Below are 15,127 nucleotides of genomic sequence, written 5' to 3' on the forward strand. Positions count from 1 at the left end.
TCCGGGCACTTTCCCGGCGCGACGCTCTGCCCGGGCGGCCCCCTTGCCGCTCTTCGGACGCGCGGTCGCCTTCAATTCCTTGACGGTCGCCATCGGCTTAAGTCCTTGTTTTCTAAAAAGTTAAAGGCCGCAGCGCGGCCCGTTTCCGTCTCGCAGCAAGCCTCCAGGGGTGCGGGGGCCGCGAACGTGGCGGCGTTCTAGCCCCAAAGGGCCGAAATGACAAGGAAATGAAGCAATATTTCTCCGGCCGGCCTTAACGGAACGGACCAGGCTTTTCTGCCATTTTCAGGCCGACGGGCAGAAGACGAAAGCCGCGCTCATACGATCGCGCGTTCTCGCGACGAACTTCGCCCGAGTTTTAAAGCCAGTCGCTGTCCCTCAAAGCAGAGGGAGCAGGGAATGCCGGGCGTTTGGCTCGCCCGCAGCCTCGCGTGCAATGAAAGAAAGCACACGAGTTAGTCACCACAGGTTCGCCGAAAACGATCCGGCATTCCCCGCGCGATGGTTTTACGGTTTCCTTCGTGCTCGCCCCGGAGACCGGGCTTTTTTGTCTTCGTCATCGGCGCAATGCGTCAGCATTGTCGCCAACTTGATCTCAGCGTCGGGACATCAGGCCCACACGACTTCACCGTCCGCGAGGCTCTGACCGTTCGTCGTTCGGCCGCCTCGCGTCCATCGCATCCCGCACCCAACGCTCGTGACGATCGCGAAACGCCCCTCTTGATCGGGTGTGAGACGCGCAGAGAGTTGCCAGTGATTTGCCCGACGCCACAAGCGGAATATTTTTTTGCCAACGAGTGGACAGTGGACTCAGCCTTGATCGGGCTGAAGAAACCGGATTTTTGGCGCAGTGGCTTGGCCGGCAGTGCTAAAGTGCGAACGGAAGCGTTCCCGCGATCATTTCGAGGCGATGCGAAGCAGCGAATCATGCCGCATCAACGCGCGGAGGAATGGATTCCACCCTGGTCACAGCAGAGGCAGCGAGAGGGAGACAACGTCACGAATACGGCAGGACCTTTGATCCAGCGCAACCAGCCGCGACGAGGTCCTGGTAAATAAACAAGCGCCAGCGCACTCGTTCCGCTCGCGGAAAACTAAAATCGATTTGAGCAGCCGTCACTTTTCCTTAATTTGATGATCGTCAGAGCAAGTCTTAGAATAACCTGCGATGGCTCGCACCGATGGGGCTCATGAATTTGTCCATTCAACAGCGCGCGTTGAACATTCTGCGTGAGTTCGAGCAAGCTCAAATTGCGCTGGTCGGCAAGGCCGTCATCCTGACCAACGGCATAGCAGGCACCGTGGAAAAGCTTCTTCTGGATGAGCTTCACGGTTTGCGCGTTGTGATCGCAGGCCATACAGGCGACTGGCCTTTATCCGCAATTCGCCTCGGCATGTAGTGGTTAGGCGAGTACGCCACGGCTGGCGTTGTTGCAAACGGCAACTGTCCTCGTGGCGTTGCGTTTCGGTGCAGAAGGGTTTGCGTTATGAAGGACCTCCCAAACAGGGAATTTTCTCCGGACATTATCGACGTGGCGACATCCGCCCTCCACGCTACGGTCAACAGCCTGCCCGAGCCGGCGAGTTCGACCAATGTCAACATGCTCGCGAGGTTTATTCTGCGCATGGTCGAAGCCGGCGAGCGCGACCTTGCCATCCTGCGAACAACCGCACTGCTCGAACTGCAGTCAGGGTCAACAACCAGGTAATCTCACCGTGGATCCCGGACGGCAGCTCTGGACGGATGCTGAGATTTGAAGTGGCGGACAACGCGGAACTGCAAAGCTCCGCCTTGAGTCGGCCGTTAAAATCCCGCACCCCAATTCAGGTCCGCCTGCTCTCGGAATGGTCCAAGGGTGAGCGCGCGATTGGCGCCGGTACGAACCCGATCAAGATCAGGTCCTTCATCTGCGCGCCTCTACAGTTGTCGCCGATGAATGGATACCGCTTTCATACCAGCCACGAGTCGCCTTGACGATGCGGACGACCGAAAGCATGACCGGAACTTCGACAAGGACGCCCACGACCGTAGCGAGTGCCGCTCCGGAGTCCAGACCGAAAAGGCTGATCGCCGCGGCAACCGCGAGTTCGAAGAAATTGCTCGCGCCGATCAGGGCGGCAGGAGCCGCGACGCACCAGGCGACGCCGAAGCGGCGGTTCAACAGGTATGCCAGGCCCGCGTTGAGATAGACCTGAATCAAGATCGGCACGGCAAGGATCGCGATGACCACCGGCTGCCCGACGATCTGCTCCCCCTGGAAGCCGAACAGCAGAACCAGCGTCGCAAGCAGCGCCGCAAGAGAAAGGGGCTGCAATGTTCGCAAGCTGCGCTCGAATGCTCCGCCGCCGATCCGGATCAGCTGCCTTCTCCATGTCTGCGCGACCGTCACGGGAACGACGATGTACAGCAGAACGGAAAGCAGCAGCGTGCCCCAAGGCACGGTGATCGAGGCTACCCCGAGCAGAAGTCCCACCAGTGGCGCGAACAGGAACACCATGATCACGTCGTTCAGCGCGACCTGGCTGAGGGTGTAATGAGGCTCTCCCCCGCAGAGATTTGACCAGACGAATACCATGGCTGTGCACGGCGCCGCTGCGAGGAGGATCAGGCCGGCGATGTAGGAAGAAATCTGCGCCGAAGGCAGCAGCGGCGCGAAGACGTGACCGATGAAGAACGATCCGAGAAGAGCCATCGAGAACGGCTTGACCGCCCAGTTGATGAAGAGCGTCACGCCGACACCGCGCCAGTGTTCGCGAACCTGGCCGAGCGCGGCGAAGTCGATCTTGAGCAGCATCGGCACAATCATCAGCCAGATGAGGACCGCGACCGGCAGATTGACTCTGGCGATCTCGGCTCCGGCTATCGCGCCGAAGACGTCCGGCATGACGTGCCCGAGCGCCACGCCGGCGATGATGCAGAGAGCGACCCAGAGGGTGAGGTAGCGTTCGAAGATGCTCATGCTTCAGGCCACATCGTTACGGAAGGAGTTCGCGCCGTCCGAACGGCCGATCTCGCGGAGCCTGGCGCCGAGCGACAGCTTGTCGATGCTGCGAAGAGGAAGATTCACGAAGGCGCCGATCCGGTTCTTGAGATAGCGAAAGGAGGTCATGAACGCAGCCTCCCTTTCCAGCTCGGTGCCCTCGGCCGCGGCGGGATCCTCGATACCCCAGTGGGCAGTCATCGGCTGCCCCGGCCAGACCGGGCAAGCCTCGCCTGCGGCGTTGTCGCAGACAGTGAAGACAAAATCCATGGCAGGCGCGCCGGGAACGGCGAACTCGAGCCAACTCTTCGAGCGCAGGCCTTCGGTCGGATAATCGAGGCTTTGGAGTGTGCAAAGCGCGAGTGGATGGACCGCACCCTTCGGCGTGCTTCCGGCCGAGAAAGCCTGGAAGCGGCCGCCGCCGTCCTTGCGGAGGATCGACTCGGCAAGGATCGAGCGGGCGGAGTTTCCGGTGCAAAGAAAGAGGACGTTGAAGACGCGGTCAGACACGGCTTCGCTCCTTTCGCTTCGGAGGACAGCACGGCTGGAGACTCTTGATGAGGGGCGCGCAGATGTCCGGATCGCCGCCGCAACAGTCCTGCAGCAGGAAAAGCACGACCCTCTGGAATACGGCGAGATTGACCCGATAGACGATCGAGCGGCTGTGGCGTTCAGATGTGACCAATTCAGCCCGAGAAAGCACCGACAGGTGAGCCGAGAGCGTGTTCTGCGGCACTTCCAGCGCGCGAGCGAGGTCGCCAGCGGCGAGACCATCGGGTTCATGCTTCACCAGCGCTCGAAATGCCTGCAGCCGCGTCGGCTGGGCCAGAGCCGCCAGTGCCAGAATGGCTTTTTCGTTTTCCATATATCCAGATTTATAGAAATGTCGGCGGTTGTCAAGAGCGCGAGCCTTGTATTTCGAACTTACTAGAAATACCGTTGAAACATGGAGCCGAGGAGTTTATACGTCTTGCATGAAAATAGACGACGCAGCAGCCCGCCTGGAAGCGCTCGGCAATGCAACCAGGCTCAAGATCTATCGCATGCTCGTCCGCGCCGGCCGAGCCGGAATGCCGGTCGGCCGGCTGCAGGAGCGTCTGAAGATTCCCGCCTCCACCCTTTCGCATCACATCAAGGGGCTTGTCGCTGTCGGCCTGATCTCGCAGGTGCGCGAGAGCACGACACTGGTCTGCCACGCGGAGTACGACACAATGCGGGGCCTTGTGGATTTTCTCGTCGCCGAGTGCTGCGCGGACGAACTCGAATGCGAGGTTGCCGCCCGTCCTGCCGCCTAAACGGCCGACCCAATATTCGATGATTCTAGGACCATGGGAAAAAGATCATGAGCACACCCAGGACAGTCGCCATCATAGGAGCGGGGCCGGTCGGCCTCGCTGCAGCGGCCCATGTTCTCGAACGCGGCATGACGCCGATCGTGCTCGAAGCAGGGCCGCAGGCGGGACACTCCGTCCGGCAGTGGCAGCATGTCCAGTTGTTCTCGCCATGGCAATACAACCTCGACAAGGCCGCAGCGCGGCTTCTTGCACCGACGGGGTGGAATTCTCCGGATCCGCAGGTGTACCCGACCGGCGCCGAGCTTCTGGAGCGCTACATCGAACCGCTGGCGACCAAGACCGCGCTGCGCGACGTGATCCGCACCTCGAGCCGCGTCACCGCCGTCGGGAGGGTCGGCTTCGACAAGGCCAGGACCAGGGGACGCGAGGCCGCGGCGTTCGAGATCCGCTACCAGAACGGCAAAGGCCCGGAGACATTGCGCGCCGAGGCCGTCATCGATGCCTCAGGAACCTGGGCCTCGCCGAATCCGGCCGGCGCCGGCGGTCTGCCGGCGATCGGTGAGCGCGAGGCGCAGGCCAAAATCGCCTACGGCATGCCGGACGTGCTCGGCAATGCGCGTGCGCGCTATGCCGGCAAAACGGTCGCCGTGCTCGGCGCCGGTCACTCCGCAATCGGCACCTTGGTTGACCTCACGAGACTGGCGCAACAAGTGCCCGAAACCCGACCGGTGTGGCTGCTTCGGAGCAATAATCCAGAGAAATCCTTCGGAGGCGGAGCGAACGACAAGTTGGCCGCGCGCGGCGAGCTTGGCGCCCAATTCGCTGCGCTCCTTGCGTCCGGCCACATTCAGGTCGAATCCGGTTTCCCGGTCGCTGCGATTTCGCCGACCAGCGACCGTATCCGGATCTCGACCTCGTCGGCATGCTGCGGACGCAGCATCGTCGTCGACGAGCTGGTCGTCGCAACCGGTTTCCGTCCCGACTTGTCGTTCCTGGGGGAGGTCCGGCTCCGCCTCGATCCGGCGATTGAGGCGCCGGTCGCATTGGCGCCGCTGATCGATCCGAACGAACATTCCTGCGGCACCGTTCGCCCGCACGGGGCCCGCGAGCTGGTCCAGGATGATCCGGGTTTCTACCTCGCCGGCATCAAGAGTTACGGCCGCGCACCGACCTTCCTGATGATCACGGGATACGAACAGGTCCGCTCCATCGCGGCCGACATCGCAGGCGACAAGCAGGCCGCCGCGCGCGTAGAGCTCGAACTCCCGGAGACCGGGGTTTGCACGCGCAGTGGCGTCGAAGGCAGAGCCGCGGCGGCCAATTGCTGCGGCGGTCCGGCGCCGGCCGCCGTTGACACCTGCTGCGGGGGCGATGCGCTCGCCGAAGCGGAAGGTGAGAAGGGCTGCGGTTGCTCGTGATGGAATAGAAAGTGCCGAGCCATCGCTCGTGGTCGGACGTACGAGCTGATGAGAGATCTCCCAACAGATCGAAACAATCGAGAAGGTCGTTTTCGAAAATCCGCCGATAGCAATCCTACCCGCCGGTTCGCCTAAATCCGGACGTCTTAACGTTTCGACTTCAGGGGATGGATCGTTTCCCCGGCCGCCAGCATCGCGACGAATGTCTTGATCCGGGCTGCCCGGGTCTCGGGCTTCTTAGCTTGTTGGACGCGATAAAGGATCGCGTAGCGATTGGCGCGATCGAGCGCTTCGAAGAACCGTTCAGCCTTCGTATTTCGGGCCAGCGCAACGTGAAGATCGTCGGGCACCTGCGCGGTGCTTTGCGGCGCATATGCCGCTACCCACCGTCCGTCCTGTCGTGCGCGTTCGATCTCCTTCGTACCGGCAGGAAGCATTCGCCCCAACGCGATCAATTCAAGCGCGCGCGTGCAATTTCTTTCGGACCACTTGCTGGTGGGACGGCGTGGCGTGAACCGCACCAGCGAATATCTGTCGTCGAAACTGTCGAGTTGGCCATCAATCCAGCCGTGACAAAGCGCGGTATCGACAGCCTCCGACCTTGAAACACTGGCGATGCCGGAGGATTTTTTCGCCAACTTCAGCCAAAGGCCCCTGGAGTCCGCACTCTGCGATACGAGCCAATCGTTCCAGGCCTCTTGCGACTTGAACGCGATAATCGGCAGATCGCGCTTGGTCTTTGCCATTTCTGACAAGATTGAACGCGCCAGGCTTTTGCGATCGTTACGATGAGGTGCCGCCGAGCTTGGCTTCCAGCGCGGCAATGCGCGCCTTCAACGCCTCGTTTTCCTCGCGTGCCAGACGAGCCATGTCCTTGACCGCCTCGAACTCCTCGCGCTTGACCACGTCAAGGTCGCGCAGGATTTTTTCGGCCTGGTTGCGCATCAGCGTGTCCACTTCGCGCTTGACGCCCTGGGCCGCTCCAGCCGCATCATTCATCAAACGCCCGATCTCATCGAAAAACCGATTGCTGGTCTGGGTCATCCCTCAATTCTCCGGCCGGTTCGCGCAATCCACAGTTCAGGGAAAGAGAATGGCGATCCATTGCGTTCCATTCAAGACCATTCGCTTTTGGATCATCTCGCAAAAGTGCCTGCCAAACCGCATTTCGGGTGCTAGAAGCAGCCAACCCGTGGAGTGGATTTGACATTCGCTGCCCATCTGGCCACACACTCGTCAAGCGAATGTCAAATCCAAAACTCCCCTGGAGGCCTGCGGCTGCTGGTGGTCCTTGATTCTGACATGCGCAAAAACGGCAGCTGAGACGGGATACGGATGTTAAAATCAAATCAGTAGCCCCGCCACGAACCGCAAGGCGCGAATGCACCTTCTCACTATCGCCTTTCCAGACTTCAACCCGATCGCCTTCGCGCTCGGCCCGTTCAAGATCCGCTGGTATGCACTCGCCTATATCGGCGGCATCGTGCTCGGCTGGATCTACGCGCGCGCCCTGCTCAAGAGCCCAAAGCTGTGGCGCGGGCCGCCGCCGATGACGCTTACCCAGATCGACGATTTCATCCTCTGGGTAACGATCGGAATCATCCTTGGCGGTCGCACCGGCTACGTCCTGTTTTACAACCCGGCGTTCTTCCTCCGCCACCCGGCCGAGATTTTCGAGCTGTGGAACGGCGGGATGTCATTTCACGGCGGTTTTCTCGGCTGCGTCGCGGCGGTGATGTTTTTTGCCTGGAAGAACAACACCTCGATCCTGTCGCTTGGCGACATCACCACCGCGGTCGGCCCGATCGGGCTTTTTCTCGGGCGCATCGCCAATTTCATCAATGGCGAGCTGTGGGGCCGGCCGGCGGATCCGAGTCTGCCATGGGCGATGGTGTTCCCCCGTGACCCTCTTCAACTGCCGCGCCATCCGAGCCAGCTCTACGAGGCCGCACTCGAGGGGATCGTCCTGTTCACGGTCCTTGCCGTGATGATCCGGATGGGCGCGCTGAAGCGCCCGGGCCTGATCCTCGGCAGCTTCATCACGATCTATGGTATTGCGCGCATCGTCGGCGAATTTTTCAGGGAGCCCGACCCTCAGCTCGGCTTTTTGTGGCACAAACTCACCATGGGCGAACTGCTTTCCGTGCCCATGGTCATTGCCGGGCTTGTTATTATCGTAGCGGCCTGTCGCCGAAAGGCGGCGCAGCCGGTGCAGGAACTGCCGTGACGGAAACTTCCCCGCTTCTGCCGGAGATCAAGAAGCTGATCAAATCGTCCGGACCGATCCCGGTCTGGCGTTACATGGAGCTGTGCCTGATGCACCCAGAGCACGGCTACTATCTTAGCCGCGATCCGCTCGGCCGCGAGGGCGATTTCATCACCGCTCCCGAAGTGAGCCAGATGTTCGGCGAGTTGCTCGGGCTGTGGGCGGCGTCGGTGTGGAAGGCGATCGATTCACCGCCCCTGCTCCGCCTGATCGAGATCGGTCCCGGCCGCGGCACACTGATGGCCGATGCGCTGCGTGCGCTCCGCGTGCTGCCGCCGCTCTATCAGGCGCTGAGCGTCCATCTGGTCGAGGTGAACCCGGTGCTGCGCGAGAAGCAGAAGTCGGCGCTGTCCGGCTCGCGCGAGATCAGCTGGCACGACAGCATCGACGACGTGCCGGATGGTCCCTCGGTGATCCTGGCCAACGAATATTTCGACGTGCTGCCGATTCATCAGGCGGTGAAAGCCGCGAACGGCTGGCACGAGCGCACCGTCGAGCTTGATGACAGCGGCAGCCTCGCATTCGGCATGGCGAACGATCCGATCCCGCGATTCGAGGTGCTGCTGCCGTCGTGGGTGCGCGCGGCGCCGCCTGGCGCAGTGTTCGAGTGGCGGCCGGACGCCGAGATCATGAAGATCGCAAGCCGCGTGCGCGATCAGGATGGCGCTGCTCTCATCATCGACTACGGCCATCTGCGCAGCGACGCCGGCGATACGTTTCAGGCCATCTCCCGCCACAGCTTTACCGATCCCCTGAAAAATCCGGGCGAGGCCGACGTGACCGCGCATGTCGACTTTCAGGCGCTGGTTCGCGCCGCCGACGACCTCGGGGCGCGCACCCACGGCCCGGTGCCTCAGGGCGATTTCCTCAAACGGCTCGGCATCGAAAGCCGGGCTGCGAGCCTGATGGCCAAGGCGAGCCCGGAGGTCTCCCAAGACATCGTCGGCGCGCTGAAGCGGCTGGTCGGCGGCGGCCGCGGCGGCATGGGGCAGATGTTCAAGGTGCTCGGCATTTCCGAACCCAATCTCGTCACGCTCGCCGGTTTCGACGACGAAGTTCCTGAAACGAAAAAGACAGAGGCGCCATGACGCTGGAATCGCCGCTGCTGTCGGCCGTTCCCGGCCTGCACCACGCTTTCTTCAGCCGCGAGGGCGGCGTCTCCACGGGCATGTATGCCGGCCTCAATGGCGGCATTGGCTCTCGCGACGATCCGGCGCATGTCGCCGAAAACCGCCGCCGGATGGCCGCAGCGCTACGCGTCTCTCCCGAGCGTTTCCTCACCGTTTTCCAGATTCATTCCCCGGATGTCGCGGTGGCCTCAGCGCCATGGGACGCCGCCACCCGTCCCAAGGCGGACGCTATCGTCACCCGCACCGAAGGTCTTGCGATCGGCGTCACCGCGGCCGACTGCGGCCCCCTTCTCCTTGCCGATGCCAACGCCCGGGTGATAGGCGCGGCACATGCGGGATGGAAGGGCGCACTGACGGGAATTGTTGAAGCCACCGTGGCGGCGATGGAGGAACTTGGCGCCGATCGGGCCAACATCGTGGCCGCGATCGGCCCTTTGATCCGTCAACATTCCTACGAGGTCGGCCCCGAATTCGTCGAACGGTTCATCGAGGCCGATGCCGATAACGCCGTTTACTTCCTGCCCGCGGCGCGCGATCGCCATGCGCTGTTCGATCTCGCCGGGCTGATCCGCAGGCGGCTTGAAAATGCCGGCGTGCTCATGGTCGACGATACCGGTATCGACACCTATTCCGACGAACGCTTTTTCAGCTACCGCCGCTCCGTGCATCGCAAGGAGCCGGATTACGGCCGCCACGTTCATGCCATAGTCCTGGAAGGCGACGGCGGTTAGTCCTCCTGTCAACCCTCACGTGAGAAGCCGCGCGTGCCCGAGCAGCCTGCGTGCAAGCGAGGCTGCGGGCGAACGGCACAAACAAGGGAGGCTTCGCTCGACCGGCGCTTCGCATCGCCCCGAGAGCCCTGAGGGTTGGGACCGGTCTGCCCTTCGAGACGCGCAGGTGCGCTCCCCAGGATAGGGTTCTTGTGAGCCTCACCTCTGCCCTAGACGTTAATGGATTTTAACGATATCGCTCTCACTCGATGAGCGACCTGCCCGTAATGTTGTTTCGCGTTGTTCGGATCGCGCTGAGCTCCGCGACCGCTGTGGTTCTGTTTGCGATTGTATGTGCGCTGGGCGGCTGCGCCGGCGGCTCTGCCAGCAATTCCTTTGCCGCGGCCAGCAATACAACCGGTCCGACGATCGCCTTCGAATCCATCGACGGTCCGCCACCGCAGGTGTTCGAGAGGATGGTGTCGATGCTCGACAGCGAATCCAAGCTGCGGAGCCTTTCGATCGTGTCCCGCGAGGGCACTGCGGCCTATCGGGTGCGCGGCTATCTCGCCGCGGAAGTCAACCGCGGCCGCACCACGATCGCCTGGGTCTGGGATGTCTACGACCAGAACCAGCAGCGCGCGCTGCGGCTTTCCGGCGAGGAGCCCGCCGGCAAAGCCGGCCGAGACGCCTGGGCTGCCGCCGACGATCTGGTGTTGCGCAAGATCGCTCAGGCCGGGCTGAGCGGCCTTGCCAGCATGATCAATGGCACGCCGGCACCCGATGCGCCGCAGCAGGCGCCACCTGCCAGCCGATCCCGGCACGAACCTGCGATCGCCAGCGCCGACGAAGTGTCGGCTCTGGCCTATACGGACCATTAGCCAAAGCGGCGCGGAAAGAGCCATTTTGCCCGGGAAAACTAGGGCCAGCGGGTTGCCAGCCCGGTTACCGTCTTGATATCACCCCATTTATCGAAACGCGCTATTTTGTGGGCATTGCGATATGCTGAACGTTGTCTCCAGCAAGGCGCGGGGAGAAGCCTCGATGTCGGCCAAGAACGGCTCGATCAAGCTTGTCGCCGGCAATTCCAACCCGGTGCTGGCGAAGGAAATCGCCAACTGGCTGGACCTGCCGCTGACCAAGGCGATCGTCCGCCGCTTCGCCGACATGGAGATCTTCGTCGAGATCCAGGAAAACGTGCGCGGCTCCGACGTGTTCGTGATCCAGTCGACCTCGTTTCCGGCAAACGACCATCTGATGGAGCTTCTGATCATCACCGACGCGCTGCGTCGCGCATCCGCGCGCCGTATCACCGCGGTCGTGCCCTATTTCGGCTACGCCCGGCAGGACCGCAAGGCCGGCCCGCGCACGCCGATTTCGGCCAAGCTGGTGGCCAACCTGATCACCCATGCCGGTGCCGACCGCGTCATGACGCTTGATCTGCACGCCGGACAAATCCAGGGCTTTTTCGACATTCCGACCGACAATCTGTACGCCTCCCCGGTGATGGTGCGCGACATCCGCGAACAGTTCGACCTTGGCAACGTGATGGTGGTGTCGCCGGACGTCGGCGGCGTGGTTCGCGCCCGCGGGCTCGCCAAGCGCATCAACGCGCCGCTCGCCATCATCGACAAGCGGCGTGAGCGCGCCGGCGAATCCGAGGTGATGAACGTGATCGGCGACGTCGCCGGCTATACCTGCATCCTGGTCGACGACATCGTCGATTCCGGCGGCACGCTGGTGAATGCGGCCGATGCGCTGCTCGCCAATGGCGCCAAGGAGGTCTACGCCTATATCACCCACGGCGTGCTCTCCGGCGGCGCGGTGACACGGGTGGCCTCATCGCGGCTGAAGGAACTGGTGATTACGGATTCGATCCAGCCGACCGAGGCGATCGCCAAGGCGCCGAACATCCGGACCCTCTCCATCGCCGACCTGATCGCAGAGGCGATCGGCCGCACCGCCGCGGAAGAATCCGTGTCGAGTTTGTTCGACTGATCGGCAGGCGCAAGCCGCCTTCAGGCAGCGATCAGCAGTCTTGATCTCGTCGGCTGGCGTTCAATAGCAGCGGACAATATTGACCTCCCCCGTTCCACCGTGCGCGTTGGGAACCGTCTGGGTCTCCGCGCCGCAACTCGAGACATAGGGCCGGGCCGAAGGAGCAACCAGCGGCGGATATCGATGCGGCCAATCCCATGGGATGTCGGCGGCATTCGAGTTCCCGACATCGCCCGGCAGCGGCTGCGTTCCATCCAGCACGGCCTGGCCGTTCGGTCCATAGCCATAGCCGTACCCGTAGCCGTAGTCACCGATGTCGTATCCGGGCAGGAAGATGGCTCCCTGCTGCCGGCCGCGATGATGCCGGAAGTGACCCGCCATGCGGTGGGAGCCGAGATGCGCCCCTCCGTGGAAGGAGCCTCTCGAAGCGGCGAAGGTTTGGTCGGCGGCTAGCAACAACGCCATTGCGGCGAGAGACGCCGTCAATATCCGGTATATTCTGAACTTCATGACACGCACCGACTGACTGGTTACGGGCTTTCCGAACCAGCACGCTAGGCAGAGCGTTTGGAGCCCGCAAACGCATAATTAATTGTTAGTTAAATCGTAATCTTAACCGGGAACAGGCCTCAAGGTTGCCGGAGCCCCCGCGAGCCGGCGGATCGACCGGAACAGCCTGAGACGGGCTCAGGGTTCGCAAACCGCCACAGTGGCGATACCGACAGGAACTCGAAATTCGTCAGACGATGCCGGCCGCCACCTGGCCGCGCAGCCGCTCCAGGCTTAGAAGCGTGTTGGCGCAAGCTTGTGCGACCCCTGTGCCCTTGGACGCAAAATGGCGGCGCAAGAATTCGGCATCCGCGCTCTGGTGAAATTGCTGCGGCGTTACCACGGCCGAGAATACCGGGATCTCGGTGCGCAGCTGCACATCCATCAGCGCCCGGACCACGGTCTCCGCGACATACTCGTCGTCGATCACAAGTCCGGCGGCGACGATCGCGGTGTAGCGCCGGGTCTTGGCCAACAGCTGAACGTGCAGCGGAATCTCGAAGGAGCCCGGCACTTCGAACACGTCGATCTGCGCGCGCGCGATATGGCGCGCTTCGATTTCGATCAGGAAGGCGTCGCGGCACTCCGCGATCACGTCGCGATGCCAGGCGGACTGCACGAAGGCGACGCGCTGCGGTCTTGTAAAACGCGGATGATCCGGCGGCTGCTCGGTGCCTTCGGAAGCTTTGGCGCTGGCTGCGCCTTCTTGCGGCGTTTCACTCATGGCGTTCTCTTACTTTCAGCAACGGGAGTCGCCCAAGCACGTACGCCCCACGCATCATGCTGCGAATTATGGCGGGCGGCGGCCTCGCCAGCAAGCACCCTCGCCGCTCGGTCCAGATGGCGGCCAGCCACATTCAACGGATTCAGGCAACAGGTTGCTGCCCGCTCAGCCCTCAAAAATTAACGATTTGGCCGCCGAACGAATCTGATTCCGGTTTGTTCTCCCGAAAAAGTTAACGTGCACGAAGAGTTGTGGACGATTTCGGCATTGTCTGTGGATGGATTCCGGGTGCCGTTGCGCGGATTCCGCAAATCACATCACTTCGTCCCGGCAAGCCTGATCCCGTCGCGACGGATCATCGGTGAGTGCAGCCGCCAGGGCGCGAATGCGCGCATGCCGGCGCGTTGCGTGCGTTTCGCTGGTATCCGAATTTTTGAAAAGGCAAGGTCGAGACGGCATGTCCCTCCTCGAAGGCACTATCGATTCCCGGAATAATCCTCTCGCGGTCGTCGAGGACGTCGCCGCCGATAACAACCTGTTGTTCGAGCGCTCGGGCGACGACGAAATCACCATCGTCTCCAAGGGCAACTGGACCGATTACCAGCTCTCCTTCACCTGGATGGGAGAGATCGAGGCGTTGCATCTGGCCTGCGCCTTCGACATGAAGATTCCGGAGCCGCGGCGCGGAGAAGTGCAGCGGCTGATCGCCGCGATCAACGAACAACTATGGGTCGGGCATTTCGACATCTGGACCCACACCGGAATGATCATGTACCGACAGGCGCTGGTCTTGCCGGGCGGAATGGCCGCCTCCACCGCGCAATGCGAGACCATGCTGGTCAGCGCGATCCACGCCTGCGAACGCTACTATCCGGCGTTCCAGTTCGTGGTCTGGGCCGGCAAATCGGCGAGTGAAGCCATGAGCGCCGCGATGTTCGACACCGAGGGCGAGGCGTAAGCCCACACCACTGCACGCATATCGGACGTCGTCCCGGCGAACGCCGGGACCCGCGGCGGCAATTGCGTCGCACGGTCCTTGTTGCAGATATCTCGATGAACTAGAACCGCTGGTGGTTATGGGCCCCTGCTTTCGCAGGGGCGACGTATCAATGGCGGCGACAGATCGAGATGTCCGAAAGCTTGCAAAAAATCAAAGGCAGCATCGTCCTCGCCGGCGCAGGCAAGATGGGCGGCGCCATGCTGTCCGGCTGGCTCGCCCAGGGGCTCGAGCCTAGCCGTGCAGCCGTGATCGAACCGCATCCATCGGACGACATCCGCGCGCATCTGGCCAAAGGCGCGCGCCTCAACCCCTCGCCGCAGCAGACCGGATCAGCGGCGGCCTTTGTGGTGGCGCTGAAGCCGCAGACGTTTCGCGAGGCGGGTCCCAGCCTCAGACCCTATATCGATGCCACGACGCTGGTGGTCTCGATCATGGCCGGAATGACGATGGCTTCGCTGAAAGAGGTGTTGGGAGGCCATGTCGTGCGCGCCATGCCCAACACGCCGGCTGCGATTGGCCGCGGCATCACCGTTGCGGTAGCCGCAAAAGACGTCAGCCCCGCGCAACGCGATACGGCCGATGGGCTGCTGCGCGCCACAGGCTCGGTGGAATGGGTCGACGACGAAAAGCTGATGGACGCGGTGACCGCAGTCTCCGGCTCGGGCCCGGCCTATGTCTTCCTGCTCGCCGAGGAACTGGCGCGAGCCGGCGTTGCGGCCGGACTGCCGGAGCAGCTTGCGACAAGACTCGCGCGCGAAACCGTCGCGGGCTCCGGCGAGTTGCTGCACCGCTCGGACCTGGCGGCCGCAACACTGCGCCGGAACGTCACCTCGCCCGGCGGCACGACGGCGGCTGCGCTGGAAGTCTTGATGGGCAAGGACGGCCTGCAGTCGCTGCTGACGCGCGCGGTTGCGGCCGCTACGCAGCGCTCGAAGGAACTGGCGAAGTAACCAATGGCTGTCGTTGCCGGGCTTGCCCCGGAACCTATCCGTTACACGAAAGCCTTCTCACAAAAGTTGATGGATGCGGGGGTCAAGCCCGCGCATGCCAGTAGAG

At 62.5% G+C, this 15,127-nt stretch carries 18 protein-coding genes and 1 pseudogene; 11 read left to right on the forward strand and 8 right to left on the reverse strand.

Going from position 1 to position 15,127, the window contains the following annotated elements; genetic code table 11:
* Positions 1-93: pseudogene (locus tag NEZ08_RS02855) on the reverse strand (50S ribosomal protein L25); the annotation flags it as partial.
* Positions 94-1,190: 1,097 nt separating this feature from the next.
* On the opposite strand from NEZ08_RS02855, the gene NEZ08_RS02860 reads away from it, so the two are divergent.
* Both NEZ08_RS02860 and NEZ08_RS02865 read left to right on the forward strand, forming a co-directional pair.
* Positions 1,191-1,400, forward strand: coding sequence for a PRC-barrel domain containing protein (locus NEZ08_RS02860; RefSeq protein ID WP_298103137.1), 210 nt, complete (start codon positions 1,191-1,193; stop codon positions 1,398-1,400).
* Positions 1,401-1,487: 87 nt separating this feature from the next.
* Complete coding sequence (locus tag NEZ08_RS02865; protein WP_298103140.1) at positions 1,488-1,709, forward strand: hypothetical protein; 222 nt, start codon at positions 1,488-1,490, stop codon at positions 1,707-1,709.
* A 195-nt stretch (positions 1,710-1,904) separates the two neighbouring features.
* Here the strand turns inward: NEZ08_RS02865 and arsB are convergent, their stop codons facing one another.
* Genes arsB through NEZ08_RS02880 form a run of 3 tightly spaced genes read right to left on the reverse strand, consistent with a single transcriptional unit; the run spans position 1,905 to position 3,846 of the window.
* Positions 1,905-2,960, reverse strand: coding sequence for an ACR3 family arsenite efflux transporter (gene arsB / locus NEZ08_RS02870; RefSeq protein WP_298103142.1), 1,056 nt, complete (start codon positions 2,958-2,960; stop codon positions 1,905-1,907).
* Between the two features lie 3 nt (positions 2,961-2,963).
* The gene (locus NEZ08_RS02875; RefSeq protein WP_298103144.1) at positions 2,964-3,491 is read right to left on the reverse strand and encodes an arsenate reductase ArsC; all 528 of its coding nucleotides are present in this window, start codon (positions 3,489-3,491) and stop codon (positions 2,964-2,966) included.
* Complete coding sequence (locus NEZ08_RS02880; protein ID WP_298103146.1) at positions 3,484-3,846, reverse strand: helix-turn-helix transcriptional regulator; 363 nt, start codon at positions 3,844-3,846, stop codon at positions 3,484-3,486. Before NEZ08_RS02880 ends, NEZ08_RS02875 begins: the two co-directional genes overlap by 8 nt.
* Positions 3,847-3,955: 109 nt before the next feature.
* Here NEZ08_RS02880 and NEZ08_RS02885 point away from each other — a divergent pair, with 109 nt between their 5' ends.
* Positions 3,956-4,276 carry a helix-turn-helix transcriptional regulator gene (locus NEZ08_RS02885; protein ID WP_298103148.1) on the forward strand — a complete coding sequence of 107 codons (321 nt, stop codon included), beginning with the start codon at positions 3,956-3,958 and terminating at the stop codon, positions 4,274-4,276.
* 47 nt (positions 4,277-4,323) lie between these two features.
* Positions 4,324-5,694: an NAD(P)-binding domain-containing protein gene (locus tag NEZ08_RS02890; protein ID WP_298103150.1), complete on the forward strand. Its 1,371-nt coding sequence runs from the start codon at positions 4,324-4,326 to the stop codon at positions 5,692-5,694.
* A 146-nt stretch (positions 5,695-5,840) separates the two neighbouring features.
* Here NEZ08_RS02890 and NEZ08_RS02895 read toward each other — a convergent pair whose 3' ends face one another.
* Both NEZ08_RS02895 and NEZ08_RS02900 read right to left on the reverse strand, forming a co-directional pair.
* The gene (locus NEZ08_RS02895) at positions 5,841-6,440 is read right to left on the reverse strand and encodes a YdeI family protein (protein WP_298103467.1); all 600 of its coding nucleotides are present in this window, start codon (positions 6,438-6,440) and stop codon (positions 5,841-5,843) included.
* 37 nt (positions 6,441-6,477) lie between these two features.
* Positions 6,478-6,738 carry an accessory factor UbiK family protein gene (locus NEZ08_RS02900; protein ID WP_298103152.1) on the reverse strand — a complete coding sequence of 87 codons (261 nt, stop codon included), beginning with the start codon at positions 6,736-6,738 and terminating at the stop codon, positions 6,478-6,480.
* Between the two features lie 337 nt (positions 6,739-7,075).
* On the opposite strand from NEZ08_RS02900, the gene lgt reads away from it, so the two are divergent.
* The 5 genes from lgt (at position 7,076) to NEZ08_RS02925 (ending at position 11,798) form a co-directional block, all read left to right on the forward strand.
* Positions 7,076-7,921 (forward strand): prolipoprotein diacylglyceryl transferase, encoded by an 846-nt coding sequence (lgt, locus tag NEZ08_RS02905; protein WP_298103155.1) that lies wholly within the window; start codon positions 7,076-7,078, stop codon positions 7,919-7,921.
* Positions 7,918-9,048, forward strand: coding sequence for an SAM-dependent methyltransferase (locus NEZ08_RS02910; protein WP_298103158.1), 1,131 nt, complete (start codon positions 7,918-7,920; stop codon positions 9,046-9,048). The genes lgt and NEZ08_RS02910 overlap by 4 nt, the downstream gene beginning before the upstream one ends.
* Positions 9,045-9,821 (forward strand): peptidoglycan editing factor PgeF, encoded by a 777-nt coding sequence (pgeF, locus tag NEZ08_RS02915; RefSeq protein ID WP_298103161.1) that lies wholly within the window; start codon positions 9,045-9,047, stop codon positions 9,819-9,821. The genes NEZ08_RS02910 and pgeF overlap by 4 nt, the downstream gene beginning before the upstream one ends.
* A gap of 266 nt (positions 9,822-10,087) precedes the next feature.
* A complete protein-coding gene (locus NEZ08_RS02920; RefSeq protein WP_298103470.1) occupies positions 10,088-10,681 on the forward strand; it encodes a hypothetical protein in 594 nt (197 codons plus the stop codon).
* Positions 10,682-10,844: 163 nt separating this feature from the next.
* Entirely contained in the window at positions 10,845-11,798 is a 954-nt protein-coding gene (locus NEZ08_RS02925; RefSeq protein ID WP_298103473.1) for a ribose-phosphate pyrophosphokinase, read from the forward strand.
* Between the two features lie 60 nt (positions 11,799-11,858).
* On the opposite strand, the gene NEZ08_RS02930 is transcribed toward NEZ08_RS02925, so the two are convergent.
* Both NEZ08_RS02930 and NEZ08_RS02935 read right to left on the reverse strand, forming a co-directional pair.
* The gene (locus NEZ08_RS02930; protein ID WP_298103164.1) at positions 11,859-12,308 is read right to left on the reverse strand and encodes a hypothetical protein; all 450 of its coding nucleotides are present in this window, start codon (positions 12,306-12,308) and stop codon (positions 11,859-11,861) included.
* A 229-nt stretch (positions 12,309-12,537) separates the two neighbouring features.
* Positions 12,538-13,071 (reverse strand): 6,7-dimethyl-8-ribityllumazine synthase, encoded by a 534-nt coding sequence (locus NEZ08_RS02935; RefSeq protein WP_298103166.1) that lies wholly within the window; start codon positions 13,069-13,071, stop codon positions 12,538-12,540.
* A gap of 457 nt (positions 13,072-13,528) precedes the next feature.
* Between NEZ08_RS02935 and NEZ08_RS02940 the strand changes: the two genes are divergently transcribed.
* Both NEZ08_RS02940 and proC read left to right on the forward strand, forming a co-directional pair.
* On the forward strand, positions 13,529-14,029 hold the full coding sequence (locus NEZ08_RS02940) for a YbjN domain-containing protein (RefSeq protein WP_298103170.1): 501 nt from the start codon (positions 13,529-13,531) through the stop codon (positions 14,027-14,029).
* A 170-nt stretch (positions 14,030-14,199) separates the two neighbouring features.
* Positions 14,200-15,021 carry a pyrroline-5-carboxylate reductase gene (gene proC, locus NEZ08_RS02945; RefSeq protein WP_298103173.1) on the forward strand — a complete coding sequence of 274 codons (822 nt, stop codon included), beginning with the start codon at positions 14,200-14,202 and terminating at the stop codon, positions 15,019-15,021.
* Positions 15,022-15,127: the final 106 nt, after the last annotated feature.

It is taken from the genome of Bradyrhizobium sp., from assembly GCF_027451485.1.
Lineage (GTDB): Bacteria > Pseudomonadota > Alphaproteobacteria > Rhizobiales > Xanthobacteraceae > Bradyrhizobium.

Bases quoted from the DNA above. Each gene is read 5' to 3' on its own strand.
- NEZ08_RS02920 (WP_298103470.1), top strand. From the start codon at position 10,088: ATGTTGTTTCGCGTTGTTCGGATCGCGCTGAGCTCCGCGACCGCTGTG.
- arsB (WP_298103142.1), bottom strand. From the start codon at position 2,960: ATGAGCATCTTCGAACGCTACCTCACCCTCTGGGTCGCTCTCTGCATC.
- NEZ08_RS02925 (WP_298103473.1), top strand. From the start codon at position 10,845: ATGTCGGCCAAGAACGGCTCGATCAAGCTTGTCGCCGGCAATTCCAAC.
- NEZ08_RS02880 (WP_298103146.1), bottom strand. From the start codon at position 3,846: ATGGAAAACGAAAAAGCCATTCTGGCACTGGCGGCTCTGGCCCAGCCG.
- lgt (WP_298103155.1), top strand. From the start codon at position 7,076: ATGCACCTTCTCACTATCGCCTTTCCAGACTTCAACCCGATCGCCTTC.
- NEZ08_RS02900 (WP_298103152.1), bottom strand. From the start codon at position 6,738: ATGACCCAGACCAGCAATCGGTTTTTCGATGAGATCGGGCGTTTGATG.
- NEZ08_RS02860 (WP_298103137.1), top strand. From the start codon at position 1,191: ATGAATTTGTCCATTCAACAGCGCGCGTTGAACATTCTGCGTGAGTTC.
- NEZ08_RS02930 (WP_298103164.1), bottom strand. From the start codon at position 12,308: ATGAAGTTCAGAATATACCGGATATTGACGGCGTCTCTCGCCGCAATG.
- NEZ08_RS02890 (WP_298103150.1), top strand. From the start codon at position 4,324: ATGAGCACACCCAGGACAGTCGCCATCATAGGAGCGGGGCCGGTCGGC.
- proC (WP_298103173.1), top strand. From the start codon at position 14,200: ATGTCCGAAAGCTTGCAAAAAATCAAAGGCAGCATCGTCCTCGCCGGC.
- pgeF (WP_298103161.1), top strand. From the start codon at position 9,045: ATGACGCTGGAATCGCCGCTGCTGTCGGCCGTTCCCGGCCTGCACCAC.
- NEZ08_RS02940 (WP_298103170.1), top strand. From the start codon at position 13,529: ATGTCCCTCCTCGAAGGCACTATCGATTCCCGGAATAATCCTCTCGCG.
- NEZ08_RS02885 (WP_298103148.1), top strand. From the start codon at position 3,956: ATGAAAATAGACGACGCAGCAGCCCGCCTGGAAGCGCTCGGCAATGCA.
- NEZ08_RS02895 (WP_298103467.1), bottom strand. From the start codon at position 6,440: ATGGCAAAGACCAAGCGCGATCTGCCGATTATCGCGTTCAAGTCGCAA.
- NEZ08_RS02935 (WP_298103166.1), bottom strand. From the start codon at position 13,071: ATGAGTGAAACGCCGCAAGAAGGCGCAGCCAGCGCCAAAGCTTCCGAA.
- NEZ08_RS02865 (WP_298103140.1), top strand. From the start codon at position 1,488: ATGAAGGACCTCCCAAACAGGGAATTTTCTCCGGACATTATCGACGTG.